Source organism: Pseudomonas sp. GM102 (assembly GCF_000282555.1).
In the GTDB taxonomy this organism is placed as follows: domain Bacteria; phylum Pseudomonadota; class Gammaproteobacteria; order Pseudomonadales; family Pseudomonadaceae; genus Aquipseudomonas.
Map to the genome: position 1 here is coordinate 1 of NZ_AKJB01000045.1, position 22975 is coordinate 22975.

Here is a 22975-nt window from a genome sequence, read left to right on the forward strand (position 1 = left end):
GAGCGTGGGAACGATCAAAGCACTTCGCGCTTGGGCAAATAGGGTGGCAAATACAGCCCCAGATAAGCATCAAACACCCGCATCCCTTCCTCGGCCATGCGCGGCGTGATCTGCCCATGCTGTTGCACCGAGCGTGCATACACTCGGTCCCCCAGCTCCATGGCCAGCGCAAACACATCGACGTCACTTGGCAGCGTCGGCAACTCGAAGTGGTGGTCGAACAACTTGTGCATCAGGTCGCCGAGTTCGATGTCGTGCTGGCGGTCGGCCTGGGTGACTTCGGTCAGGCCATGCTGGGCGAGGATCAGTTGACGGGCGGCGGCGTCTTCGTCGTAGATGGCGAGCATGCGTTGTTCCACCAGTCGCGACAGATCGCGCCAGCCGTTGAGGGCGTGGTGGTCGATGGGCGCTTGCAAGCAGGCGCGAAACGCGGCGTGGACGTCGGCGGTCAGGGCTTCGAGCAGGGCCGGGACGCTGGCGAAAAAATGGTAGACGGAGGAGGGCGGAATCTCCGCGCGTTCGGCGACGCTGTAGATCGACAGGCTGGCCACGCCCTCTGCGGCCAGCAGCGTGCGGGCGGCATCGAGTATCGAATCGATCCGGGCCTGACTGCGGGCGCGGGGTTTGCGAGTAGTGGCGGTGCGCGTCATTGAAGTCTCCTGCGGGGCAGCAGGCATTGTACGAGTCGAGTTGTGTGTTGTCTTCTCGGCCGCCATCGCGGGCAAGCCCGCTCCCACAATGTCATGCGTTGAATGCAGATATTGAATACGCAGACGATCCCTGTGGGAGCGGGCTTGCCCGCGATCCGCCGTAGGCGGCCATAAAAAAACGCCGCTCGGCCTTATCAGCCGGCGGCGTTTTTTTACTGCAATCGCTTACACGGTATGCAGGTACCAGTTGTACTCGAGGTCGGAGATGGAGTGTTCGAACTCCTCCAGCTCGCTCTCTTTACAGGCGACAAAAATGTCGATGTATTTTGGATCGATGTACTTGGCCATGACTTCGCTGTCATCCAGCTCGCGCAATGCATCACGCAAGTTGTTCGGCAGGCTTTGCTCGTTCTGCTCGTAGGAGTTGCCTTCTACGGGTGCGCCCGGCTCGATTTTGTTGGTCAGGCCGTGGTGCACGCCCGCCAAAACAGAAGCCATCAACAGATACGGGTTGGCGTCGGCGCCGGCGACACGGTGTTCGATGCGTACGGCATCGGAGGAGCCGGTCGGTACGCGAATGGCCACGGTGCGGTTGTCCAGGCCCCAGCACGGCGAATTCGGCACGTAGAACTGTGCGCCGAAACGACGGTAGGAGTTGACGTTCGGGCAGAGGAAAGCCATCTGCGCCGGCAGGGTCTCGAGCACACCGCCGATCGCGTGACGCAGTGCGGCGTTCTGCTCGGGATCCTCGCTGGCAAAAATGTTTTTGCCATCTTTATCAAGAATCGAGATGTGGACATGCAGACCGTTACCCGCCTGGCCAGGGTAAGGCTTGGCCATGAAGGTGGTGTCCATCTCATGGTCATAGGCGATGTTTTTGATCAGCCGCTTGAGCAGGACCGCATAGTCGCAGGCCTTGATCGGGTCGGCCACGTGATGCAGGTTCACTTCGAACTGTGCCGGGGCACTTTCCTTGACGATCGCGTCGGCAGGGATGCCTTGCTCTTTCGCACCTTCCAGAATGTCCTGGAGGCAGTCGACGTATTCGTCGAGGTCGTCGATCAGGTAGACCTGTGTCGAATGCGGGCGTTTGCCGGAGATCGGCGAGCGCGGCGGTTGTGGGCGACCGTTCACGTTCTCCTGGTCGATCAGGTAGAACTCCAGTTCGAACGCAGCGCAGATGGTCAGGCCCATCTCGTCGAACTTGGCTACGACTTGTCGCAGGACTTCGCGCGGGTCGGCGAAGAAAGGATCACCTTCGAGTTCGTGCATGGTCATCAGCAGTTGCGCGGTCGGGCGCTTCTGCCAGGGCTCATTGCACAGGGTGTCGGGGATTGGATAGCAGATTCGGTCAGCATCGCCGATGTCCAGGCCCAGGCCGGTGCTTTCCACCGTCGAGCCATTGATATCCAGAGCAAATAGAGAGGCCGGCAGGTTGATGCCTTTCTCGTAAACCTTGTGGAGGCTGGTGCGTTCAATGCGCTTGCCGCGCACCACACCATTCATATCCGCAATCAGAAGGTCAACGTACAGAACCTCAGGATGTTCCTTAAGGAACGCGTTCGCTTCGTTAAGCTGAACGGCACGCGGGGGTACCGACATGATGCAACACCTTTGTTGTTAAAAATATCAATCATTGATCTCTTCGGATTCCAGTCAACCCGAACGGCATGCCGAAGTCAAGCGAGGCCTTTTTTGCCCTAAAAAAGCACTCGCGAGGCATTTTTGAGGCACTTTGGGGCGTTTTTTTGCCTTCAGTCTTCTTGGCGCCCGCGAGCTTGAGCGGGCCGTGTTGTATTTTTTACGGGGGTGTTGTGTAAAAAAATGAACAAGGCTAAGCTCGATTTAAACCCATAACAGCAATAATACCGGGGTGCTTCATGTCTCGCCTGCCGTTAATCGGCGTCACCGCCTGCTCAAAGCAGATCGGTCTGCATGCTTATCACATCAGTGGCGACAAATACGTACGCGCCGTGGCATCAGCTGCCAAAGGCCTGCCGTTGATTCTTCCATCCCTGGCGGATCAGCTGGCGCCGTCCGATATTCTGGACGCTCTGGACGGCATTCTCTTTACAGGCTCTCCTTCTAATATAGAACCGTTTCACTATAACGGCCCGGCCAGTGCGCCGGGTACCGCTCATGATTCTGCACGCGATGCCACCACTCTTCCGCTGATCCGCGCCGCTGTCGAGGCCGGTGTTCCCGTGCTCGGCATTTGCCGCGGCTTCCAGGAAATGAATGTGGCGTTCGGCGGCAGTCTGCATCAGAAGGTCCACGAGGCCGGTCCATTCATGGATCACCGTGAAGACGACAGCCTGCCGCTGGAAGGGCAGTACGCCCCCAGTCACCCGATGCATGTCCAGCCGGGCGGTGTGCTGGCCGGGCTGGGCCTGGCGAGCGAGATTCAAGTCAATTCGATTCATGGCCAGGGTATTGAGCGTCTGGCGCCGGGCCTTCGTGTGGAAGCCGTGGCGCCCGACGGGTTGATCGAAGCTGTCTTTGTTATCGAAGGCAAGGCTTTTGCTTTAGGTGTGCAATGGCATCCCGAATGGCAGGTAAGCTTGAATCCGGACTACCTTGCGATTTTCCAGGCATTTGGCGATGCCTGCCGCAAGCACGCTCTACAACGCGACGCCGATGCGTCAAACAACGCCTGACTTATAAGAGTCAGGAAACTCAGCCTAAGAGGCATTTATGAGTAACAACCTCGACCAGCTCACCGATTGGTTGAAAGACCACAAGATCACAGAAGTCGAATGCATGATCGCCGACTTGACCGGGATTACCCGGGGCAAGATCTCGCCGACCAACAAGTTCATTGCCGAAAAAGGCATGCGCTTGCCTGAAAGCGTTCTGTTGCAGACCGTGACGGGCGACTATGTCGAAGACGACATCTATTACGAACTGCTCGACCCGGCCGACATCGACATGATCTGCCGCCCCGACCAGAACGCGGTGTTTCTGGTGCCCTGGGCCATCGAGCCCACCGCCCAGGTGATCCACGACACCTACGACAAGCAGGGCAATCCGATCGAGCTGTCGCCGCGTAATGTGCTCAAAAAGGTGCTGAAACTCTACGCCGACCACGGCTGGCAGCCGATCGTGGCGCCGGAAATGGAGTTCTATCTCACCAAGCGCAGCGATGACCCGGACTACCCGCTGCAACCGCCGATCGGCCGCTCTGGTCGTCCGGAAACCGGTCGTCAGTCTTTCTCGATTGAAGCTGCGAACGAATTCGATCCGTTGTTCGAAGACGTCTATGACTGGTGCGAACTGCAAGAGCTGGACCTCGACACACTGATCCATGAGGACGGCACCGCGCAGATGGAAATCAACTTCCGTCATGGCGATGCCCTGTCCCTGGCCGACCAGATTCTGGTGTTCAAGCGCACCATGCGTGAAGCCGCGCTCAAGCACAACGTGGCGGCGACCTTCATGGCCAAACCCATGACCGGCGAGCCGGGCAGCGCCATGCACTTGCACCAGAGCATCATCGACATCGAGACCGGCAAAAACGTCTTCTCCAATGAAGACGGGACCATGAGCCAGCTGTTTCTCAACCACATCGGCGGCTTGCAGAAATTCATTCCTGAGCTGCTGCCGTTGTTCGCACCCAACGTCAATTCGTTCCGCCGCTTCCTGCCGGATACCTCGGCACCGGTGAACGTGGAGTGGGGCGAAGAGAACCGCACCGTGGGCCTGCGGGTTCCGGATGCCGGGCCGCAGAATCGTCGGGTGGAAAACCGTCTGCCGGGTGCCGATGCCAACCCTTACCTGGCCATCGCCGCCAGCCTGTTGTGCGGCTTTATCGGCATGGTCGAAGGGCATAACCCGAGTGCTCCGGTCGTGGGTCGTGGTTACGAGCGGCGCAACCTGCGCCTGCCACTGACCATTGAAGATGCCCTGGATCGCATGGAAAACAGCAAGACCATCGAAAAGTACCTGGGCAAGAAATTCATCACGGGCTACATCGCGGTCAAGCGGGCCGAGCATGAAAACTTCAAGCGCGTGATCAGTTCGTGGGAGCGGGAATTCCTGCTCTTCGCCGTCTGATGCGCCGGGCGCCGCTGTTCCTGGCGGCGCCCTCCACTCGAATCTTAGGAGAATTCGCATGACCAGCAACAACCCGCAAACCCGTGAATGGCAAGCCCTGAGCAGCGATCACCACCTGGCCCCGTTCAGCGACTTCAAGCAGCTGAAAGAGAAAGGCCCGCGCATCATCACCAGCGCCAAGGGCGTTTACCTCTGGGACAGCGAAGGCAACAAGATCCTCGACGGCATGGCCGGCCTGTGGTGTGTCGCGATCGGCTACGGTCGCGATGAACTGGCTGATGCCGCCAGCAAACAAATGCGCGAACTGCCTTATTACAACCTGTTCTTCCAGACGGCTCACCCGCCGGTGCTGGAGCTGGCCAAGGTGATTGCCGACGTTGCGCCTGAAGGCATGAATCACGTGTTCTTCACCGGTTCCGGTTCCGAAGGCAACGACACCATGCTGCGGATGGTTCGCCACTACTGGGCGATCAAGGGCCAGCCGAAGAAGAAAGTCATCATCAGTCGCAAGAACGGCTATCACGGTTCCACCGTGGCCGGCGCGAGCCTGGGTGGCATGACGTACATGCACGAACAGGGCGACTTGCCGATCCCGGGCATCGTCCACATTGCCCAGCCGTATTGGTTCGGCGAAGGCGGCGACATGACGCCGAACGAGTTCGGTATCTGGGCGGCCAATCAGCTGGAAGAGAAAATCCTGGAAGTCGGCGTCGACAACGTCGGTGCCTTTATTGCCGAGCCGATCCAGGGCGCCGGCGGCGTGATCATTCCGCCAGACAGCTACTGGCCGCGCATCAAGGAAATCCTCGCCAAGTACGACATTCTGTTCGTGGCCGACGAAGTGATCTGCGGTTTCGGCCGTACCGGTGAGTGGTTCGGTACCGATTTCTACGACCTCAAACCCCACATGATGACCATCGCCAAAGGCCTGACCTCCGGCTACATCCCGATGGGTGGCCTGATCGTGCGCGACGACGTGGTCGAGGTGCTCAACGAAGGCGGTGATTTCAACCACGGTTTCACGTATTCCGGGCACCCGGTGGCCGCTGCGGTAGCGCTGGAAAACATTCGTATCCTGCGCGACGAGAAAATTGTCGAGCGCGTGCGCACAGAAACGGCACCTTATTTGCAAAAGCGTCTACGGGAACTGAGCGATCACCCGTTGGTAGGGGAAGTGCGTGGGGTCGGTCTGTTGGGGGCCATCGAACTGGTTCAGGACAAAGCCACCCGCAAACGTTACGAAGGCAAGGGCGTTGGCATGATCTGCCGCACGTTCTGCTTCGAAAACGGCCTGATCATGCGCGCCGTCGGCGACACCATGATCATTGCTCCGCCACTGGTGATTACACCGGCTGAAATCGACGAGTTGGTGACCAAGGCGCGCAAGTGCCTGGACCTGACCCTGAGTGCGTTGCAGGGCTAAGTGCTAGGCTCTGAGCGAGGTGTGAAGATTGCACTTCGCTCAGTGCAAACAAAGGATGGGTCTTTCCTTGAAAGCCTGCCTTGGATCTTGCCAGACTAACGGTTGTTCGGATGCCCGGTAACAGGCCGCTGAGCACGTGGTTAAAAAGAAAAATTGGAGCATTACCCATGAAGGCATTAGGTATGAAGATAGCTGGCAAGACCCTCCTCGCCATGTCCCTGATGGGCGTGATGGCGGGCGCCGTTCAGGCGGACGACAAAGTGCTGCACGTGTACAACTGGTCTGATTACATCGCACCGGATACCGTCAAGAAGTTCGAAGCCGAGTCGGGTATCAAAGTCGTCTACGACGTGTTCGACAGTAACGAAACCCTTGAAGCCAAGTTGCTGGCAGGCAAGTCCGGCTACGACATCGTTGTGCCGTCGAACAACTTCCTGGCCAAACAGATCAAGGCCGGCGTTTACCAGAAGCTGGACAAGTCCAAGCTGCCTAACTGGAAAAACCTGAACCCGGACCTGCTCAAAGCGGTATCGGTGAGCGACCCGGGTAACGAACACGCGTTCCCTTACATGTGGGGTTCGATCGGTATCGGTTTCAACGCCGAGAAGGTCAAGGCTGCACTGGGTGCCGATGCACCGACCAATTCCTGGGACCTGCTGTTCAAACCTGAAAACGCCGCCAAGTTGAAGTCGTGCGGTATCAGCTTCCTCGATTCGCCAACCGAGATGATTCCGGTGGCGTTGCATTACCTGGGCTATCCAACCGACAGCCAGGACAAGAAACAACTGGCTGAAGCCGAAGCGCTGTTCCTGAAGATTCGTCCTTCGGTGGGCTACTTCCACTCGTCCAAGTACATCTCCGACCTGGCCAACGGCAACATCTGCGTCGCCGTGGGTTACTCGGGTGACATCTACCAGGCCAAGGCTCGCGCCGCTGAAGCCGGTGACAAGGTGAAAGTCAGCTACAACATTCCCAAAGAAGGTGCCGGCAGCTTCTACGACATGGTCGCCATCCCTAAAGATGCCGAAAACGTCGAAGGCGCCTACAAGTTCATGACCTTCCTGCAGAAGCCGGAAATCATGGCCGAGATCACCAACGCCGTGCGTTTCCCGAACGGTAACGCGGCGTCCACCGCACTGGTCGATAAAGAAATCACCAGCGATCCAGGCATCTACCCGCCAGCGGCAGTGCTGGCCAAGCTGTACGCGATTGCCGACTTGCCGGCCGCGACCCAGCGGATCCTGACTCGCAGCTGGACCAAGATCAAATCCGGTAAATAAGTAATAAACCCAACCCTGTAGCAGCTGCCGAAGGCTGCGTCCAACCGCGCAGCGGTTGCGCTCTCAAGAACGCGGGAAGGTCCTTCGGACCTTAACGCAGCCTTCGGCAGCTGCTACAGGGTTCTGCATAAAAGTTTTGCTGGAACGGTTTTTCGAGGGTAAGTTGCGCGCCGGTTTTGTTGCCAGGCAGCCATGGCTGTCATGTAACGCGGGGCAACTTGGGCCCAACTAATTTTAGAGGACCTCCACTTGCCTATTTTTTCTTTGTTGCGCAATGCCCTGCTGGTCGGCGCCGGGCTGACACTCGCTGTCAGTGTTCAGGCCGCTGGCACAGTGCATATTTATAACTGGTCGGACTACATCGGTGAGACCACCCTGGCCGACTTCCAGAAAGAAACCGGTATCAAGCCGGTGTATGACGTATTCGATTCCAACGAAACCCTGGAAGGCAAGTTGCTGGCCGGGCGTACCGGTTATGACGTGGTCGTGCCGTCCAACCACTTCCTTGGCAAACAGATCAAGGCCGGGGCTTTCCAGAAGCTCGACAAATCGAAGCTGACTAACTATTCCAACCTCGACCCGGTGCTGCTCAAGCGCCTGGAACAGAACGATCCGGGCAATCAGTACGCCGTACCCTATCTGTGGGGCACCAACGGCATCGGTTACAACGTCGACAAGGTCAAGGCAGTGCTGGGCCTCGACAAGATCGATTCGTGGGATGTGGTGTTCGAGCCGCAGAACATCAAGAAGCTGCACAGCTGTGGCGTGGCGTTCCTCGACTCCGCCGATGAAATGATGCCCACGGTCCTCAACTACATGGGCCTGAACGCCAACAGCACCAACCCTGAAGACTACAAAAAGGCCGAAGCCAAGTTGCTGGCAGTGCGGCCTTACGTGACGTATTTCCATTCCTCCAAATACATCGCAGACCTGGCCAACGGTGACATCTGCGTGGCGATCGGTTTTTCCGGCGACATGTTCCAGGCCAAGGCCCGCGCGGCTGAAGCCGGCAAAGGCATGAACATCGCCTACTCGATTCCGAAAGAGGGCGGCGCGCTCTGGTTCGACATGCTGGCTATCCCCAAGGATTCCGCCAACGTCAAGGAAGCCCATGCCTTCATCAACTATTTGCTGAAACCCGAGGTGATTGCCCAGGTCAGCGATTCCGTAGGCTACGCCAACCCGAACCCCGGGTCGGACAAACTGATGGAACAGTCCATACGCACCGACGCATCGGTATATCCACCGCAAGCGGTCCTCGACAAGACATACGTATCCATCGAGTTGCCACCGAATATTCAACGTTTGATGACGCGCAGCTGGACCAAGGTCAAGTCGGGCAAATAGCTTCAAACTATCCAGGTTCGCCACGTTGAGCGAACTGCAAATTCTGTTGGGAGTTTCGTAAATGGCAGTTGCCTCCGGCGCCTATAAGAAAGCCCTCGAGGGCGACCAGACACCTAAACAGGTGCTGGTCAAAATCGACCGGGTCACCAAAAAGTTCGACGAGACGATTGCCGTGGACGACGTGTCCCTGGAAATCAAGAAAGGCGAAATCTTCGCCTTGCTCGGTGGCTCGGGTTCGGGCAAATCCACCTTGCTGCGGATGCTGGCAGGTTTCGAACGGCCCACGGAGGGGCGCATTTACCTCGATGGCGTAGACATCACTGACATGCCGCCGTACGAGCGGCCGATCAACATGATGTTCCAGTCCTACGCCTTGTTCCCGCACATGACCGTGGCGCAGAACATCGCCTTCGGCCTCAAGCAGGACAAGCTTCCTGCCGCTGAAGTCGATGCACGCGTGGCCGACATGCTCAAGCTGGTGCAGATGAGCCAGTACGCCAAGCGCAAACCCCATCAGCTGTCTGGCGGCCAGCGTCAGCGTGTGGCGCTGGCGCGTTCTTTGGCCAAGCGACCGAAGCTGTTGCTGCTCGACGAACCGATGGGCGCGCTGGACAAGAAACTGCGCTCGCAAATGCAGCTGGAACTGGTCGAGATCATCGAGCGCGTCGGTGTGACCTGCGTGATGGTGACCCACGACCAGGAAGAGGCCATGACCATGGCCGAGCGCATCGCGATCATGCACCTGGGCTGGATCGCCCAGATCGGCAGCCCGATCGACATCTACGAAACCCCGACCAGCCGTCTGGTCTGCGAGTTCATCGGCAACGTCAATATTTTCGACGGTGAAGTGATCGACGACGCCGAAGGCTACGCGACCATCACCTGCAAGGACCTGGACCGGCAGATTTATGTGGGCCACGGCATCAGCACTTCGGTGCAGGACAAGTCCGTGACCTACGCGATCCGTCCGGAAAAACTGCTGGTGACGCCGACCATGCCGACCTGCGAATACAACTGGTCCAGCGGCAAAGTGCATGACATCGCCTACCTCGGTGGCCACTCGGTGTTTTACGTCGAACTGCCGAGCGGCAAGATCGTCCAGTCTTTCGTCGCCAACGCCGAACGCCGTGGCCAGCGCCCAACCTGGGGTGACCAGGTTTACGTGTACTGGGAAGACGACAGCGGCGTGGTACTTCGCTCATGAACATGCGCAAATTCAAACGCCGGCTCAATCGAATAATTCCCGGTGGCCGTCAGTTGGTCATCGGGGTTCCGTTCATCTGGCTGTTCATGTTCTTCATGCTGCCGTTCTTCATCGTCTTGAAGATCAGCTTCGCCGAAGCCGACGTGGCCATTCCGCCGTACACCGAGATCTACAGCTTCATCGACCAGAAGCTCCAGGTGCTGCTTAACCTGAGCAACTACGCGATGCTGGGCGATGACGAGTTGTACATCGCCGCTTACCTCGGCTCGTTGAAGATGGCGCTGATCAGCACCGTCCTCTGTTTATTGATCGGCTACCCGATGGCCTACGCCATTGCCAGCGCCCGCAAAGAGCTGCAAACGGTGCTGGTGCTGCTGATCATGATGCCGACCTGGACCGCAATCCTGATCCGCGTGTATGCGTGGATGGGCATCCTCAGCAACAACGGCCTGCTTAACGGCTTTTTGATGAGCATGGGCTGGATCGACGAACCGCTGCAGATCCTCAACACCAACCTCGCGGTCTATATCGGGGTCGTTTACTCCTATCTGCCGTTCATGATCCTGCCGCTCTACGCCAACCTGGTCAAACACGACACCAGCCTGCTGGAAGCCGCGTCGGACTTGGGTTCGAGCAACTTCAACAGTTTCTGGAAGATCACCGTGCCGCTGTCGAAAAACGGCATCATTGCCGGCTGCATGCTGGTGTTCATCCCGGTGGTGGGCGAGTTCGTGATCCCGGAGCTGCTCGGCGGTCCGGAAACCCTGATGATCGGTAAAGTGCTCTGGCAAGAGTTCTTCAACAACCGTGACTGGCCGGTGGCGTCAGCGCTGGCGGTGGTGATGCTGGCGATCCTGATTGTGCCGATCATTCTGTTCAACCGTAGTCAGGCCAAAGAAATGGAGGGCAAGGAATGAAGCGCTTCCGTTTCTCAAGTTTCATGCTGGTAGCGGGTTTACTGTTCATCTACGCGCCGATGCTGATCCTGGTGATCTACTCGTTCAACGCCTCGAAACTGGTGACGGTGTGGGGCGGCTGGTCGATCAAGTGGTACGTGGGGTTGATGGACAACACCCAGCTGATGGGCTCGGTGGTGCGCTCGCTGGAAATCGCCTGCTACACGGCGATTGCAGCGGTGGCACTGGGGACGCTGGCGGCCTTCGTGCTGACGCGGATCACCCACTTCAAGGGCCGCACGCTGTTCGGTGGCCTGGTCACCGCGCCGCTGGTGATGCCCGAAGTGATCACCGGTCTGTCGCTGTTGCTGCTGTTCGTGGCCATGGCGCAGATGATCGGCTGGCCGCAGGAACGCGGCATCGTCACCATCTGGATCGCTCACACTACGTTCTGTGCGGCGTATGTGGCGGTGGTGGTGTCGGCGCGCTTGCGTGAACTGGACCTGTCCATCGAAGAGGCAGCCATGGACCTGGGCGCGCGGCCGTGGAAGGTGTTCTTCCTGATTACTATCCCGATGATCGCGCCGTCGTTGGCGGCGGGGGGCATGATGTCGTTTGCCCTGTCGCTGGATGATCTGGTGCTGGCGAGCTTTGTGTCGGGGCCAGGTTCGACGACGTTGCCGATGGAAGTGTTCTCGGCGGTGCGTCTGGGTGTGAAGCCTGAGATCAATGCCGTGGCCAGTCTGATTCTGTTGGCGGTATCGCTGGTGACGTTCCTGGTCTGGTACTTCAGCCGTCGTGCCGAAGAGATTCGCAAGCGTGCGATCCAGCAGGCCATCGAAGAAGGTGCCGCCGACTCCTGGAAACAACCGGACGTGCGCCGGGCGCAGGCGCCGGAAGCGGCTTGATCCACGCATGATCGTTCCCACGCTCTGCGTGGGAATGCCTCAACGGACGCTCCGCGTTCGGCTCTTGATGGGACGCGGAGCGTCCCGGGCTGCATTCCCACGCAGAGCGTGGGAACGATCAGGTCAAGCGACCCAAGGCGATTTGCGGATGATCTCGACGAAGTTCATCGGCTTGAAGCCCGGCTCGCTGTCCACCAGTACATCCGCGTTCACGGTGCCAAACGTGCTGTCCGGCTTATGTTTGAAGCCGTTGGCGAACGCACACAGGATGCACTCCTTGAACTCCTCACCCCGTGGATGCGCATGCACCACTGCTTCACGCTGCACGGTGGAATACGCCGCGTAGTCGATGCCCAGCACATCCATCTCGACGCCGGCTGTCACCAGCGCCACGTTGGGCCGCAGGTGTTGCGGCACGCCCGGTGTGGTGTGCAGGGCGATCGACAACCAGACCTGTTCGATATCGTCGTCAGACAAACCGTAGGGTTTGAGGAACGCTTTGGCTGCATTGGCACTGTCGACTTCGAAGCGCTCGTCATCGCTGCGGTGACCTTCCACCAGGCCCAAATCATGGAACATCGCGCCGACGTAAAGCAGTTCCGGATCGTAGGCCAATTGCTTGCGTTCACCGCTCAAGGCACCAAACAGAAACACCCGGCGTGAGTGATGGAACAGCAGGTCGGACTCGACGTCGCGTATGTATTCAGTGGTGGCCTTGGCCAGCGCGCTGTCGGGGATTTTGATACCGGCGATGATGCTGCTCATGGTGCTTTCCTCATGGGGAACGCCGTGGCGGCGCTGATGGGATCAGTCTGTTCGCGCAGCCGAAACCGGACAATCGATGCATGGCTGCGATCCCGGCCAATGAGCCTGCATATCGCGCCAACCTCGCTTGTTGGGCCTGGATTGGCTAGGGTTGAGCGCGGTGATTACGCTCTTGTGGCGAGGGGGCTTGCTCCCGTTGGAGTGCGCAGCACTCCCATCCCCGTACATGAACCTGAAATGGGGCCGCTGCGCAGCCCAACGGGGGCAAGCCCCCTCGCCACAAGTGAGTGTTAATCCTGATTAATTGAGGGTGGTTTCCTGCCATGCACAAAACCGTTGCCATCGTGGTATTCCCAGGCGTCCAGTCACTGGACGTCACCGGCCCCATGGATGTGTTTTCCGAAGCCAATCGTTTCCTGGCCCCGGAGGATCACTATCGGCTGGAGGTGATCGGTATCGAGCGTGGGGTGATGGCGTGTTCCAACGGTTTGTCGCTCAATGCCCACCGGCATTTCAGTGAAGCGCTAGAGGCTTATGACCTGCTGTTGGTGGCGGGTGGGCCGCAGTTGCCGTTCATCAATTTTGGTGCGGCGTTCGATACCTGGTTGCGCGATGCCTGCGGGCTGGCGCAACGGTTTGGCTCGATCTGCAATGGCGCCTTCATGCTCGCTCGGGCCGGATTGCTCGACGGGCGAACGGTCACCACTCATTGGGGCGACGCCGCGGCATTGGCGGATTTGTGTCCGTCGACTCAGGTCGAGGCTGATCGTTTGTACGTGCAGGACGGCGAGCTTTACACCTCGGCCGGGGTCACGGCGGGAATCGATCTGTCGTTGTATCTGCTGGCCCGGGATCACGGGCCGGACGTGGCACTCAGCGTGGCCAAGCGGCTGGTGGTGTTCACTCAGCGCTCGGGCGGGCAATCGCAGTTCAGCCCGTTCCTCACGCCCCACGCCGAACCGACTTCGGCGGTGGCGCTGGTCCAGCTCTACGTGCTGGCTAACCTCAATGGCGACCTGACCATTGCCGATCTGGCCAATTCCGCCAATATGAGCACGCGCAACTTTTCCCGGGTGTTTGCCAAGGAAGCGAAAATCACCCCGGCGGAATTCGTCGAACGGGCGAGGGTGGACGCGGCGCGGGTGATGCTCGAAAGCACCCATGCGCCGCTGAAAACCGTGGCGTACCAGTGCGGGTTTCGGGATGCCCAGCATATGCGCAGTGTGTTCAACCGCAGGCTGGGGGTTACGCCGCAGCAGTTCAGGTTGAATTTTGCGGTGATGGTTTAGCGGTAATTTGTGTTGCCTGTGCGGGCCTCATCGCGAGCAGGCTCGCTCCCACAGGATCTGTGGCAGACACAAAATTTATGTTCACTGGAGATCCCTTGTGGGAGCGAGCCTGCTCGCGATGAGGCTCGCAGTCACACCACAAAACTAATGAGCAGCCCTAGTCGGCAACAGCTTCAACGTACTGCGGGTATTGGCCGTCACTTCTTCATCATTGAAATGCGCCTGGTAGTAAACCCCTTCGATATACGCCTCAGCCTGGTCGGCATAGTGGCTGTCGAACGGCACGCCGCTCTGGCCGACCGGGTTGATGGTCAGGCTGTGGGCCGGGTCGGCGAAGTCGATCAGCCGCCGCGTCGACGGCCCATAAGTCACGGGCCACGGCGCCGGGCCGATCTTGGCCGAGAGGTTGTTCGGCACTTCGTGGGTGCCGGGTGCCGCGAAGGGGCCGACGTTGAAGATCCGCTCCAGCGGTTTCTGCATCCCCAGCGGATGACCGTGAGTCAGGGTGTGCGCCTTGCCCCACTGCCATTGCGCGAAATCGGCGCCCAGAGTGGTTTTGAGGTGAGCCATGCTCGCTTGCCAGGCCACCTTGACCGTATCGGCGCGGGTTTCCTTGCCGGGGGTGTTGCGGTTGTCCCACCACGGTGAATCGGCGGAGGCTGCCAGGCGCGGCAGTGCGGCATCGATCACCCGGGTCGGGAGCAGCGTTTCGAAGAAGTCATTGCCCAGTTCATCGCGCATCGCCGCATCGGTGAGGTTGAACAGAAACTGGTTGAACAGCGTGGCGTTGATGGAGTCCAGCGGGTAATCGCCGCTCCACTGCGCCAGTTGCTCCACCAGTTTGAGCTCGGCGGGATCGCTCACCACTTCACGCAGTACCGGTAGCAACGGCGCGAGCAAACGCGGACCGTATTCGGTGGTGGTGCCCAGTTGCAGCTTCTGGTTGGACTCGTTGTCCCACTTCACGTTTTTGTCGCTGAGTTGCCGATTGAGCTGCTGACCACGATCGGCAAGGTTGTAGTAACCGGGAATCTCCATGCCGGTCGGCGACACCGGCTGGAAGTTGGCCGAGACGATATAGCCTCGCGCCGGGTTCTCTTCCTGTGGGTTGGCGCTGAACGGGTAATAACCTTCCTTGTCCGCCTGAGGGGTGCTGCCGTCGAGGATGAAACCGGGCTTCACCCCGGCCGGGCGCTTGGGCAGCAGCGCCGAGGCCCACCAGCCAATGTCGCCCTTGGCGTTGGCGTAGACGATGTTCAGCCCCGGTGCCTGAACCTTGGCCGACGCGGCGCGGGCCTTGGCCAGGGTGTCGGCGCGGTTGAGCTGGTAGAAGCCGTCGAGGATCGGATTCGGCGTCTCGAGGAAGGCCCACCACATGGCGACCGGTGTCTTGCCGGCGGCGGTGCCGAGCGCATCGTTGATGATCGGGCCGTGGGGGGACTGGCGCAGGGTCAATGTCACCGGTGACTGACCTTTCACGGCGATCTGTTGTTCGCTGTTGATCATGTCGACCCACTGGCCGCGATACCAGACCTGGTTCGGGTTGTCCGGGTTGACCTTCTCGGCGATCAGGTCCAGATCGTCGTTCTGGAACATCGTCAAGCTCCAGCCGAAATCCAGGTTGTGGCCAAGAAACGCAAACGGCACCAGCGCCTGATGGTAGCCATACAGCTCGAAACCCGGCGCTGACAGATGCGCTTCGTACCACACCGACGGCACCGAGAAGCGAATGTGCGGGTCGCCGGCCAGCAGAGGCTTGCCGCTTTTACTGCGGTTGCCGGAAATCACCCAGGCATTGCTGCCTTCGAATTGCGGCAGGCCGTTGTCGGCCAGGGCTTGCTCACTCAAACGGGCGAGGGCATTCAGCCCCTTCCAGTCATTGGCGGTGAGGGTCGGCGCAGGGTTGGCGCGCCCTTTGGCCAATACGCCCTTGGGCTGCCAGTCGAGATCGAAGATGTTCAGGTACTCGGGGCCCAGTTGGTCACGCACGTAAGTCAGCAAGGGTTCGGTGCGAAACGCCGCGGCAAAGCTGTAGGCCATGTAGCCGGCGATGCTGATGCTGTCTTCGGCGGTGAAAGGGCGCTTGGGGATCCCCAGCACATCGAACTCTATCGGCGCAGCGTGGCTGTCCTGATATTGATTGATACCGTCCAGGTAGGCTTGCAGGGCCTTCCACGCCGGCGACTGACGATCCAGCGCGGCGACGTAGCTTTCAGCCCGCTCGCGGATGCGCAGGCTGCGAAACAGTTTGTCGGTGTCGACCAGTTTCGGGCCAAGGACTTCGGCCAGCTCTCCACGGGCCAGGCGCCGCATGGCTTCCATCTGGAACAGTCGGTCCTGGGCATGCACATAGCCGAGGGCGCGGTAGAGGTCGGTTTCGTTTTCGGCGCGGATATGCGGCACGCCGCGCTCGTCGTAGCGCACGGTCACCGAACCTTGCAGGTGCTGCAATGCCACCTGGCCCTGGCGCGTCGGTTGCTTGCTGTACACATACCAGCCGCCCCCGGCGGCGAGTACGACAATCAGCAAGGCAAGTACGGTCAGGACGCGTTTCATGGTGACTCCTTGTTCTTTCGGGATTGCCGCCTGTGGGGGCTGCAAACGTGTAGCACAGACCTCCTGTGCCGGGCATCGCGGTCCTGGAAAAGTCAGGAATGCCTTACTTCACCTCAGCAGGCCACGGACAGTAGCAACCCACCGCCAGCGTGTGGGTGGCGTTTACCGCGCGGCCTTCATTCAGCGTTTGCAGAATGGGCTCGATAAAGCTGTTGCTCGAATTGCAGGTCAGGCCTTCGCTGTACGGCCCGAAATACGCCAGCTTGCCACTGCGGTCCCAGATCGCCACCGCCGGGCTGGCAGGGATTTGTTCGGAACCTGGCAGGACAGTGATGGTTTTAAGGCGACTCAACGTGCCGGGCAATTGGCCGTGGCTGCCGGGTTTTTGGACCGCATAGAACTCGACGCCCTGCGGTACATACTGCTCGACCAGTTCGGTCAGGTGTTGTTGGTTGCCGACATTGCACGGGCAGGCCGGGTCCCAGAAGTGCACCAGGCGAATGGCGCCGGGGCCGGCAAGTTCGTCTGGCAGGCGCAATGGGTCGCCGGAGAACACCGCAGTGTGCGAGCTGAAGGCGCGCAAGTAGCGCCCCTGAAACCAGTCATAGGCGGCCCACAGCACGCCGGCACACACAAGGGCGAGCAGGCTGGCAAGCAATGTGGTGCGGTAGGCCGGACGCATGGGTTTCAATCCTCGAAGGTCGGCTAGCTTGCCATGCTTGCCGCGACAGATGAATATCGCAGGCCCATAAAGTCCGTTTCGCGCTCTGGAATAGCCCATGTCTGTCACTTTCGACCCCGATCATTTGCGTGCCAGCCTGCGGCCATTGGCCGAGTGGCAGCCGCTGTCGACGGAAGCCATGGCCTATCAGCATTTTTATGGGCTGGATTTTCCCCGGCGAACCTTGCGCAGTGGCCTGGGGCGTTTCGAGGTCGATGGCTATGAAGTGGTCAGCCAGCTCTGGTGGCCCGAGCGGGCGAAGGCGACGCTGTTTTTGTTTCACGGTTTCTATGATCACACCGGGCTCTATCGGCATGTGATCGAGTGGGCGCTGGACCAGGGCTTTGCGGTGATCGCCTGTGACCTGCCGGGGCATGGCTTGTCCAGTGGCGAACGGGCGAGCATCAAGGACTTCGCCGAGTATCAGAGCGCGCTGCAAGGGCTGTTGGCCGAGGCGCAATCGCTGGGCCTTCCACAGCCCTGGCACCTGTGCGGGCAAAGCACTGGCGGGGCGATCGTGATCGATCATGTGCTCAATCAGGGCGCGAGCAGTCCGGCCCAAGGGCAAGTGATTCTGCTGTCGCCACTGGTGCGACCGCGAGCCTGGGGCTGGTCGCAGCTCAGTTATTACCTGCTCAAGCCGTTCGTCAAAGGCATCGCCCGGCGTTTCAGCGAGAACTCCAACGACCCCGACTTCCTGACGTTCCTGCAAGCCGATCCGCTGCAGCCGCTGCGTCTGCCGACGGCTTGGGTCGGTGCGCTGGGGCGGTGGATCAAGCGTATCGAAGCGGCACCAAGCAGCCCACGGCGGCCGTTGATTGTGCAGGGGCAGGCGGACATGACGGTGGATTGGAAGCACAACCTTGATGTATTGCGGGGCAAGTTCGATCGGCCTCAGGTGCTGATGCTGCCTGAGGCGCGGCATCATCTGGCGAATGAGTCAGCGGGATTGCGGCAGGAGTATTTCGGGTTTTTGAGCAAGCGGATGAGTCGGGATCGGCGGTGACATTTCGATTGGCTTCGCGGGCAAGCCTCGCTCCTACAGGAATTACGCTATCCCTGTAGGAGCGAGGCTTGCCCGCGAAGGCGATTTCGCAGACGCCAAAAATTACTGGGCAAGGCTCGACGTACTCTGCCCCACCGCCAACCCCGCCCGAATCGCCGCCAAGGCCGCTTGATAGTAAGCCTTGCCTTCAATGGACTCGGCAAAGGTGGCGAACTCTTCCAGCTCGTCATCCGACAGGTCGCGATAGACATACAGCAGCGTATTGTTCAGGTCAGCCCCGATCTGCTCCATCAGGCGCTGGCGCTGGCCGTTCAGCATGCCTTGTGCCTGACCGCCACCGAGCAGGCCGGGAATCATCGAGCTCAGGCTGTCGGCCGCCACGCCCGCAATCGCCAGACTGACTTCAGCACCGGCCTCGCGAGCGGGCAGGGCCTGGGCGAGGTGGCCGATGATCAGCTGACGGGTATCGCTGGCCTGCATTTTCGGCAAGCCCTTGGCGTTTTTCGCCAATTGATCGCGACGGGTCGCCAGCAGTTCGGCAGCGACGATTTTCTTGCCCAAGGGCGATTGGAAGAAGGTTAATGCAGGTTTCGGATCGGCAAGTTTTTTGCGCAGCTGCGCTTCGGCACGCTGGTCCATGGCCTTGGGGGCGAAACGCTGATTACTGTTGTTGACCAGGGCCTGAAACACCGCCGGCGGCAGGCTATTCTGGTAACGCTGTTGAGCGGCGGAGAGAGCATCGTTGAAATGCGCGCGTTGTTCTGGCCAACCGGCGACCTTGTACAACTGGTCGTGGCCGTCCGCCCAGGCGGGCAAAACACAGAACATCAGCAGTGAAAAAAGCAAACGGCGCATAGGGACTCCTGTCAGCAGGCGACTATTCTCCGTGCGGCATTCGTACTTGTCGAGAATTCGTATCAGGTTGCGTACCTTATCCGACCAATACTCCGCTGCGCGGCTCTGTCGGATTTGCGGGCACAGGAATACTATGCGCGCCATGCAAATATCCTCTGATCATCCGCTGCTGTTACGTATCGTCGACGACCTGGCTGAGCGCGGCTGGTCGCAGCAGAATATTTTCCTGCCTCTGGATCTGACCCGGGCGCTGGCGGCCGAGTGCCGCAAACGTGCAGCCGAGGGTGAGCTCGCCCCGGCCGCCGTGGGGCGCGGGCCGTTTTCGGAGATCCGCGAGGGCATTCGTGGCGACCATATCCAGTGGCTCGAACCCGGTCAGGTCGAGGCCTGCGACAGTTATCTGGGGTTGATGAACAGCCTGCGTGAGGCGATGAATCGCAGTTTGTTTCTGGGCCTGGAAGATTTCGAAAGCCATTTCGCCCTCTACCCACCTGGCGCTTTCTACCTCAAGCATGTCGACCGTTTCCGCGATGACGACCGGCGCATGGTCTCGGCGGTGATCTACCTCAATGACAGCTGGCTGCCCGAGCATGGCGGTCAGTTGCGCATGTACCTAGACGAAGGCGTCGAACACGATGTGGTCCCCTCCGGCGGATGCCTGGTGGTGTTCCTGTCGGGCGAAGTACCTCACGAAGTCCTGCCCGCGACCCGAGATCGCCTGTCGTTGACGGGCTGGTTCCGGCGCCGTGGCAATGAGCCGTTCTGATCATGCAAAAGATTCTGGTAAGCCGCTGTTTGCTCGGTCACCGCGTCCGTTACGACGGCGGCGCCAGTGGGCCGTTCAATCTGTTGGAGCAGTGGATTGCCGAAGGCCGGGTGGTGCCGTTGTGCCCGGAGGTTGCCGGTGGTTTGCCGACGCCAAGAGCCGCGGCGGAGATTCCGGGCGGGCAGGGCGGTGAAGTGCTTGATGGCCTTGCATCGGTCATCACCACCGAGGGCGAAGACGTCAGTGCCGAGTTTCTTTCGGGGGCTTATCAAGCGCTGGAGCTGGTGCAACAGCACGGCATCCGCATTGCCGTGCTCAAGGCCAACAGCCCGTCTTGCGGGAATCTGTTGACCTATGACGGGACGTTCAGTGGCGTGAAGGTCAGTGGCGAGGGGGTTACCGCGGCATTGCTCAAGCGTCATGGCGTGCAGGTTTTCAGCGAGCTGGAGTTGGCTGAAGCGGCGCAGGCACTGGCAACCCTCGACTAACGACTAACCCAAATCCACTGTGGGAGCGAGCCTGCTCGCGATAGCGGTCTTACATTCAACATCAATATTGACTGTTATGACCCCATCGCGAGCAGGCTCGCTCCCACAGGTTTCTCCGCGATTTCAGGGTTTCGGCGCCACACTCGTATCCGCCCCGAACCATTTCTGTTCCAGCGTCTCCAGCCGGCCATCAGCCTTGATCCGCTGCAAGGCGTTCTCCAGGCTGGCATGAAACGCCGGGTTACCCTTCTGAAACGGAATGGCCAGGCTCACAGCCGGGGCGGCTTTCGGCTTTTCCTCCGTCAGCGACTGCACCAACAGGATTGATCGCGGTTGCTCTTCTTTCTGCGCGATCAACTGCGCATTGGTGTGAATGTAAGGCTCGCTGAAGTCGAAACGATCCTTCAGGTCCGGAGTTGGTGCTACGTGATTGATGGCGACGTCGTATTTGCCGCTTTCGACGCCGGTCAACAGATCGTCGGAATCGGTGACGACGAAGTCGGCCCGCACATCCAGCTCATCGGCCAGCAGTTGACCCAACTCGACTTCGAAGCCGGTCAGTTTGTCGTCGTCCTTGAAATTGAAGGGTGGTGTATTAGCCTCAAGGGCAATGCGCAATTCGCCGCGGTCGTTTACATCGTCAATCAGTTCGGCATGAGCCAAAGGGCTCAAAAGGGGTAGCAGGCAGATCAGGCCAGGCAAAAAACGCATGGTCACTCCTTTGAATTCATTTATCGCGACGCGCTGTTCAGGCTCGCTTTGCTATGGTTGTCGTGTGCCTTCGACAACGAATGGCCGTGAAGTTGTCACGGTCGAGCGAATTTTACGGAAAAACTGGAGAAGAGAATGAAAAGCTTTATGTCACGTGCAGCGTTGGCTGGCCTGTTGCTGGGTGCATCGATGCTGGCAACGGCTGCTACACCGGCTCCCAAAGGTGCAGAAGTGTTCATCGTTTCTCCTGCGGACGGAGCCACGGTTCCGCAAACCGTCGTCGTCAAGTTCGCTGTTGAGAACATTGCGTTGGCTCCGGCGGGCGATGTCACCAAGAACACCGGCCATCACCATTTGCTGATCGATGTCGATAAGCTGCCAGCCGCTGGCGCCCCGATTCCGAATGATGCCAACCATTTGCACTTTGGCAAGGCGCAGACCCAGGCTGAAGTCAAATTGACACCGGGCAAGCACACCTTGCAGCTCGAGCTGGGCGACAGCGGTCACATGCCGTTCGATCCGCCAATCGTTTCGAAGAAAATCACCGTGAATGTGAAATAACTTTTCCACCGGCATGAAAAAGCGGCCATGAAAAAGCAGCCGTAAAAAAGGGAGCTCCGAGGAGCTCCCTTTTTTGTCGCTCAAGTAGCGATCAGAACAACACGCGGCAACGAATGGTGCCGTTGATGTGCTGCAGCTTCTCTTGCGCCATTTCCGAGTACTCGGCGTCGACGTCGATCACGACGTAGCCGACTTTCTCGTTGGTCTGCAGGAACTGACCGGAAATGTTGATGCCGTTTTCGGCGAAGACCTTGTTGATCTCGCTCATCACACCCGGAATGTTCTCGTGGATGTGCAGCAGACGGTGCTTGCCAGGGTGAGCCGGCAGGGCCACTTCCGGGAAGTTCACGGACGATACCGACGTACCGTTGTCGCTGTACTTGACCAGTTTTTCCGCCACTTCCAGACCAATGTTGGCCTGCGCTTCAGCGGTGGAACCACCGATGTGCGGGGTCAGGATCACATTGTCCAGGCCGCGCAGCGGGCTTTCGAACTCTTCTTCGTTGGAGCGCGGCTCCACCGGGAATACGTCGATGGCCGCGCCGATCAGGTGCTTGTCCTTGATCGCGTCCGCCAGGGCGTCCAGTTCAACCACGGTGCCGCGAGCAGCGTTGATCAGAATGCCGCCCTTCTTGATGGCGCGGATTTCCTTCTCGCCGATCATCCACTGGGTGGCTGCGGTTTCCGGAACGTGCAGGGTGACGATGTCGGACATGCCCAGCAGCTCGTGCAGGTTGCCGACCTGGGTGGCGTTACCCAGTGGCAGCTTGGTCACGGTGTCGTAGAAGTACACCTGCATCCCCAGGCCTTCAGCCAGAACCGACAGTTGGGTGCCGATCGAGCCGTAACCGACGATACCCAGCTTCTTGCCCCGGATTTCGAAGGAGTTGGCTGCGCTCTTGATCCAGCCGCCACGGTGGCAGGAAGCGTTCTTCTCAGGAATGCCGCGCAGCAACAGGATCGCTTCGGCCAATACCAGCTCGGCTACGGAGCGAGTGTTGGAGTACGGCGCGTTGAATACCGCGATGCCGCGTTCGCGAGCCGCGTTGAGGTCGACCTGGTTGGTGCCGATGCAGAAACAGCCGACAGCCACCAGCTTCTTCGCGTGATCGAAGATCTCTTCGGTCAGTTGAGTGCGGGAGCGAATGCCGATGAAGTGAGCATCAGCGATCTTTTCCTTGAGCTGGGCTTCCGGCAGAGAACCTGTGAGGTACTCGATGCTGGTGTAGCCCGCCGCCTTGAGGACGTCGACAGCCGATTGGTGGACGCCTTCGAGAAGAAGGAACTTGATCTTGCTCTTATCGAGAGAAGTCTTGCTCATCTGCGTAAACCTGTATCCCGGAGAAATTTGGCAGGAAATGGTCAACAGATGCTGACCCGGACGGCAAGAAAGCCGTCGCCGCAGGACAGCCGTTGGGCACTATGCTGCGGGGTCGATATGCTAGCATATGCACCCCGCTAAACACTCATTCCTGCGACGTGAAGCGTTCTCAGGA

21 protein-coding genes are annotated in these 22975 nt (G+C 59.4%); 13 read left to right on the plus strand and 8 right to left on the minus strand.

The window, feature by feature from the left end; all coding sequences use genetic code 11:
- Window positions 1–14: 14 nt before the first annotated feature.
- Entirely contained in the window at window positions 15–650 is a 636-nt protein-coding gene (locus tag PMI18_RS21655) for a TetR/AcrR family transcriptional regulator (protein ID WP_007897682.1), read from the minus strand.
- 225 nt (window positions 651–875) lie between these two features.
- Complete coding sequence (locus tag PMI18_RS21650) at window positions 876–2252, minus strand: glutamine synthetase family protein (protein ID WP_007897683.1); 1377 nt, start codon at window positions 2250–2252, stop codon at window positions 876–878.
- Window positions 2253–2530: 278 nt separating this feature from the next.
- Here PMI18_RS21650 and PMI18_RS21645 point away from each other — a divergent pair, with 278 nt between their 5' ends.
- From PMI18_RS21645 to PMI18_RS21610, 8 genes are all read left to right on the plus strand, one after another.
- Window positions 2531–3307, plus strand: a complete 777-nt coding sequence (locus tag PMI18_RS21645) for a gamma-glutamyl-gamma-aminobutyrate hydrolase family protein (RefSeq protein ID WP_007897684.1) — start codon at window positions 2531–2533, stop codon at window positions 3305–3307.
- A 37-nt stretch (window positions 3308–3344) separates the two neighbouring features.
- Window positions 3345–4703 carry a glutamine synthetase family protein gene (locus PMI18_RS21640; protein ID WP_007897685.1) on the plus strand — a complete coding sequence of 453 codons (1359 nt, stop codon included), beginning with the start codon at window positions 3345–3347 and terminating at the stop codon, window positions 4701–4703.
- Between the two features lie 58 nt (window positions 4704–4761).
- Window positions 4762–6126: an aspartate aminotransferase family protein gene (locus PMI18_RS21635; protein ID WP_007897687.1), complete on the plus strand. Its 1365-nt coding sequence runs from the start codon at window positions 4762–4764 to the stop codon at window positions 6124–6126.
- 182 nt (window positions 6127–6308) lie between these two features.
- A complete protein-coding gene (locus PMI18_RS21630) occupies window positions 6309–7406 on the plus strand; it encodes a polyamine ABC transporter substrate-binding protein (protein ID WP_033036089.1) in 1098 nt (365 codons plus the stop codon).
- A 249-nt stretch (window positions 7407–7655) separates the two neighbouring features.
- Entirely contained in the window at window positions 7656–8753 is a 1098-nt protein-coding gene (locus PMI18_RS21625) for a polyamine ABC transporter substrate-binding protein (protein ID WP_007897690.1), read from the plus strand.
- A 61-nt stretch (window positions 8754–8814) separates the two neighbouring features.
- Window positions 8815–9957 (plus strand): ABC transporter ATP-binding protein, encoded by a 1143-nt coding sequence (locus tag PMI18_RS21620; protein WP_007897692.1) that lies wholly within the window; start codon window positions 8815–8817, stop codon window positions 9955–9957.
- A 35-nt stretch (window positions 9958–9992) separates the two neighbouring features.
- Window positions 9993–10874 (plus strand): ABC transporter permease subunit, encoded by an 882-nt coding sequence (locus tag PMI18_RS21615; protein WP_177319017.1) that lies wholly within the window; start codon window positions 9993–9995, stop codon window positions 10872–10874.
- Complete coding sequence (locus PMI18_RS21610) at window positions 10871–11761, plus strand: ABC transporter permease subunit (RefSeq protein ID WP_007897694.1); 891 nt, start codon at window positions 10871–10873, stop codon at window positions 11759–11761. Before PMI18_RS21615 ends, PMI18_RS21610 begins: the two co-directional genes overlap by 4 nt.
- A gap of 123 nt (window positions 11762–11884) precedes the next feature.
- Here the strand turns inward: PMI18_RS21610 and PMI18_RS21605 are convergent, their stop codons facing one another.
- Window positions 11885–12526: an HD domain-containing protein gene (locus tag PMI18_RS21605; RefSeq protein ID WP_007897695.1), complete on the minus strand. Its 642-nt coding sequence runs from the start codon at window positions 12524–12526 to the stop codon at window positions 11885–11887.
- Window positions 12527–12849: 323 nt separating this feature from the next.
- On the opposite strand from PMI18_RS21605, the gene PMI18_RS21600 reads away from it, so the two are divergent.
- Complete coding sequence (locus PMI18_RS21600; RefSeq protein ID WP_007897696.1) at window positions 12850–13815, plus strand: GlxA family transcriptional regulator; 966 nt, start codon at window positions 12850–12852, stop codon at window positions 13813–13815.
- A gap of 144 nt (window positions 13816–13959) precedes the next feature.
- Here the strand turns inward: PMI18_RS21600 and PMI18_RS21595 are convergent, their stop codons facing one another.
- Together PMI18_RS21595 and PMI18_RS21590 are read right to left on the minus strand one after the other, a co-directional pair.
- A complete protein-coding gene (locus PMI18_RS21595) occupies window positions 13960–16371 on the minus strand; it encodes a penicillin acylase family protein (RefSeq protein WP_007897698.1) in 2412 nt (803 codons plus the stop codon).
- Between the two features lie 103 nt (window positions 16372–16474).
- On the minus strand, window positions 16475–17053 hold the full coding sequence (locus PMI18_RS21590; protein ID WP_007897701.1) for a DUF6436 domain-containing protein: 579 nt from the start codon (window positions 17051–17053) through the stop codon (window positions 16475–16477).
- A 97-nt stretch (window positions 17054–17150) separates the two neighbouring features.
- Here PMI18_RS21590 and PMI18_RS21585 point away from each other — a divergent pair, with 97 nt between their 5' ends.
- Window positions 17151–18098 carry an alpha/beta hydrolase gene (locus PMI18_RS21585; protein WP_007897703.1) on the plus strand — a complete coding sequence of 316 codons (948 nt, stop codon included), beginning with the start codon at window positions 17151–17153 and terminating at the stop codon, window positions 18096–18098.
- Between the two features lie 102 nt (window positions 18099–18200).
- On the opposite strand, the gene PMI18_RS21580 is transcribed toward PMI18_RS21585, so the two are convergent.
- Window positions 18201–18953: a DUF2059 domain-containing protein gene (locus PMI18_RS21580; protein ID WP_007897705.1), complete on the minus strand. Its 753-nt coding sequence runs from the start codon at window positions 18951–18953 to the stop codon at window positions 18201–18203.
- Window positions 18954–19086: 133 nt separating this feature from the next.
- Here PMI18_RS21580 and PMI18_RS21575 point away from each other — a divergent pair, with 133 nt between their 5' ends.
- Both PMI18_RS21575 and PMI18_RS21570 read left to right on the plus strand, forming a co-directional pair.
- On the plus strand, window positions 19087–19719 hold the full coding sequence (locus tag PMI18_RS21575; protein ID WP_007897707.1) for a 2OG-Fe(II) oxygenase: 633 nt from the start codon (window positions 19087–19089) through the stop codon (window positions 19717–19719).
- Window positions 19720–19721: 2 nt separating this feature from the next.
- A complete protein-coding gene (locus PMI18_RS21570; protein ID WP_007897710.1) occupies window positions 19722–20207 on the plus strand; it encodes a DUF523 domain-containing protein in 486 nt (161 codons plus the stop codon).
- Window positions 20208–20330: 123 nt separating this feature from the next.
- Here the strand turns inward: PMI18_RS21570 and PMI18_RS21565 are convergent, their stop codons facing one another.
- A complete protein-coding gene (locus tag PMI18_RS21565; RefSeq protein WP_007897712.1) occupies window positions 20331–20918 on the minus strand; it encodes a transporter substrate-binding domain-containing protein in 588 nt (195 codons plus the stop codon).
- A gap of 135 nt (window positions 20919–21053) precedes the next feature.
- Between PMI18_RS21565 and PMI18_RS21560 the strand changes: the two genes are divergently transcribed.
- Window positions 21054–21479, plus strand: a complete 426-nt coding sequence (locus PMI18_RS21560) for a DUF4399 domain-containing protein (RefSeq protein ID WP_007897714.1) — start codon at window positions 21054–21056, stop codon at window positions 21477–21479.
- A gap of 91 nt (window positions 21480–21570) precedes the next feature.
- On the opposite strand, the gene serA is transcribed toward PMI18_RS21560, so the two are convergent.
- A complete protein-coding gene (gene serA / locus PMI18_RS21555) occupies window positions 21571–22800 on the minus strand; it encodes a phosphoglycerate dehydrogenase (RefSeq protein WP_007897715.1) in 1230 nt (409 codons plus the stop codon).
- Window positions 22801–22975 lie beyond the last annotated feature (175 nt).

What these genes read in the sequence shown, in the direction of transcription:
- PMI18_RS21595 (WP_007897698.1), bottom strand. Translation starts at nt 16,371, where the DNA reads ATGAAACGCGTCCTGACCGTACTTGCCTTGCTGATTGTCGTACTCGCC.
- serA (WP_007897715.1), bottom strand. Translation starts at nt 22,800, where the DNA reads ATGAGCAAGACTTCTCTCGATAAGAGCAAGATCAAGTTCCTTCTTCTC.
- PMI18_RS21635 (WP_007897687.1), top strand. Translation starts at nt 4,762, where the DNA reads ATGACCAGCAACAACCCGCAAACCCGTGAATGGCAAGCCCTGAGCAGC.
- PMI18_RS21640 (WP_007897685.1), top strand. Translation starts at nt 3,345, where the DNA reads ATGAGTAACAACCTCGACCAGCTCACCGATTGGTTGAAAGACCACAAG.
- PMI18_RS21560 (WP_007897714.1), top strand. Translation starts at nt 21,054, where the DNA reads ATGAAAAGCTTTATGTCACGTGCAGCGTTGGCTGGCCTGTTGCTGGGT.
- PMI18_RS21580 (WP_007897705.1), bottom strand. Translation starts at nt 18,953, where the DNA reads ATGCGCCGTTTGCTTTTTTCACTGCTGATGTTCTGTGTTTTGCCCGCC.
- PMI18_RS21645 (WP_007897684.1), top strand. Translation starts at nt 2,531, where the DNA reads ATGTCTCGCCTGCCGTTAATCGGCGTCACCGCCTGCTCAAAGCAGATC.
- PMI18_RS21605 (WP_007897695.1), bottom strand. Translation starts at nt 12,526, where the DNA reads ATGAGCAGCATCATCGCCGGTATCAAAATCCCCGACAGCGCGCTGGCC.
- PMI18_RS21600 (WP_007897696.1), top strand. Translation starts at nt 12,850, where the DNA reads ATGCACAAAACCGTTGCCATCGTGGTATTCCCAGGCGTCCAGTCACTG.
- PMI18_RS21570 (WP_007897710.1), top strand. Translation starts at nt 19,722, where the DNA reads ATGCAAAAGATTCTGGTAAGCCGCTGTTTGCTCGGTCACCGCGTCCGT.
- PMI18_RS21655 (WP_007897682.1), bottom strand. Translation starts at nt 650, where the DNA reads ATGACGCGCACCGCCACTACTCGCAAACCCCGCGCCCGCAGTCAGGCC.
- PMI18_RS21620 (WP_007897692.1), top strand. Translation starts at nt 8,815, where the DNA reads ATGGCAGTTGCCTCCGGCGCCTATAAGAAAGCCCTCGAGGGCGACCAG.
- PMI18_RS21630 (WP_033036089.1), top strand. Translation starts at nt 6,309, where the DNA reads ATGAAGATAGCTGGCAAGACCCTCCTCGCCATGTCCCTGATGGGCGTG.
- PMI18_RS21610 (WP_007897694.1), top strand. Translation starts at nt 10,871, where the DNA reads ATGAAGCGCTTCCGTTTCTCAAGTTTCATGCTGGTAGCGGGTTTACTG.
- PMI18_RS21575 (WP_007897707.1), top strand. Translation starts at nt 19,087, where the DNA reads ATGCGCGCCATGCAAATATCCTCTGATCATCCGCTGCTGTTACGTATC.
- PMI18_RS21590 (WP_007897701.1), bottom strand. Translation starts at nt 17,053, where the DNA reads ATGCGTCCGGCCTACCGCACCACATTGCTTGCCAGCCTGCTCGCCCTT.
- PMI18_RS21650 (WP_007897683.1), bottom strand. Translation starts at nt 2,252, where the DNA reads ATGTCGGTACCCCCGCGTGCCGTTCAGCTTAACGAAGCGAACGCGTTC.
- PMI18_RS21565 (WP_007897712.1), bottom strand. Translation starts at nt 20,918, where the DNA reads ATGCGTTTTTTGCCTGGCCTGATCTGCCTGCTACCCCTTTTGAGCCCT.
- PMI18_RS21585 (WP_007897703.1), top strand. Translation starts at nt 17,151, where the DNA reads ATGTCTGTCACTTTCGACCCCGATCATTTGCGTGCCAGCCTGCGGCCA.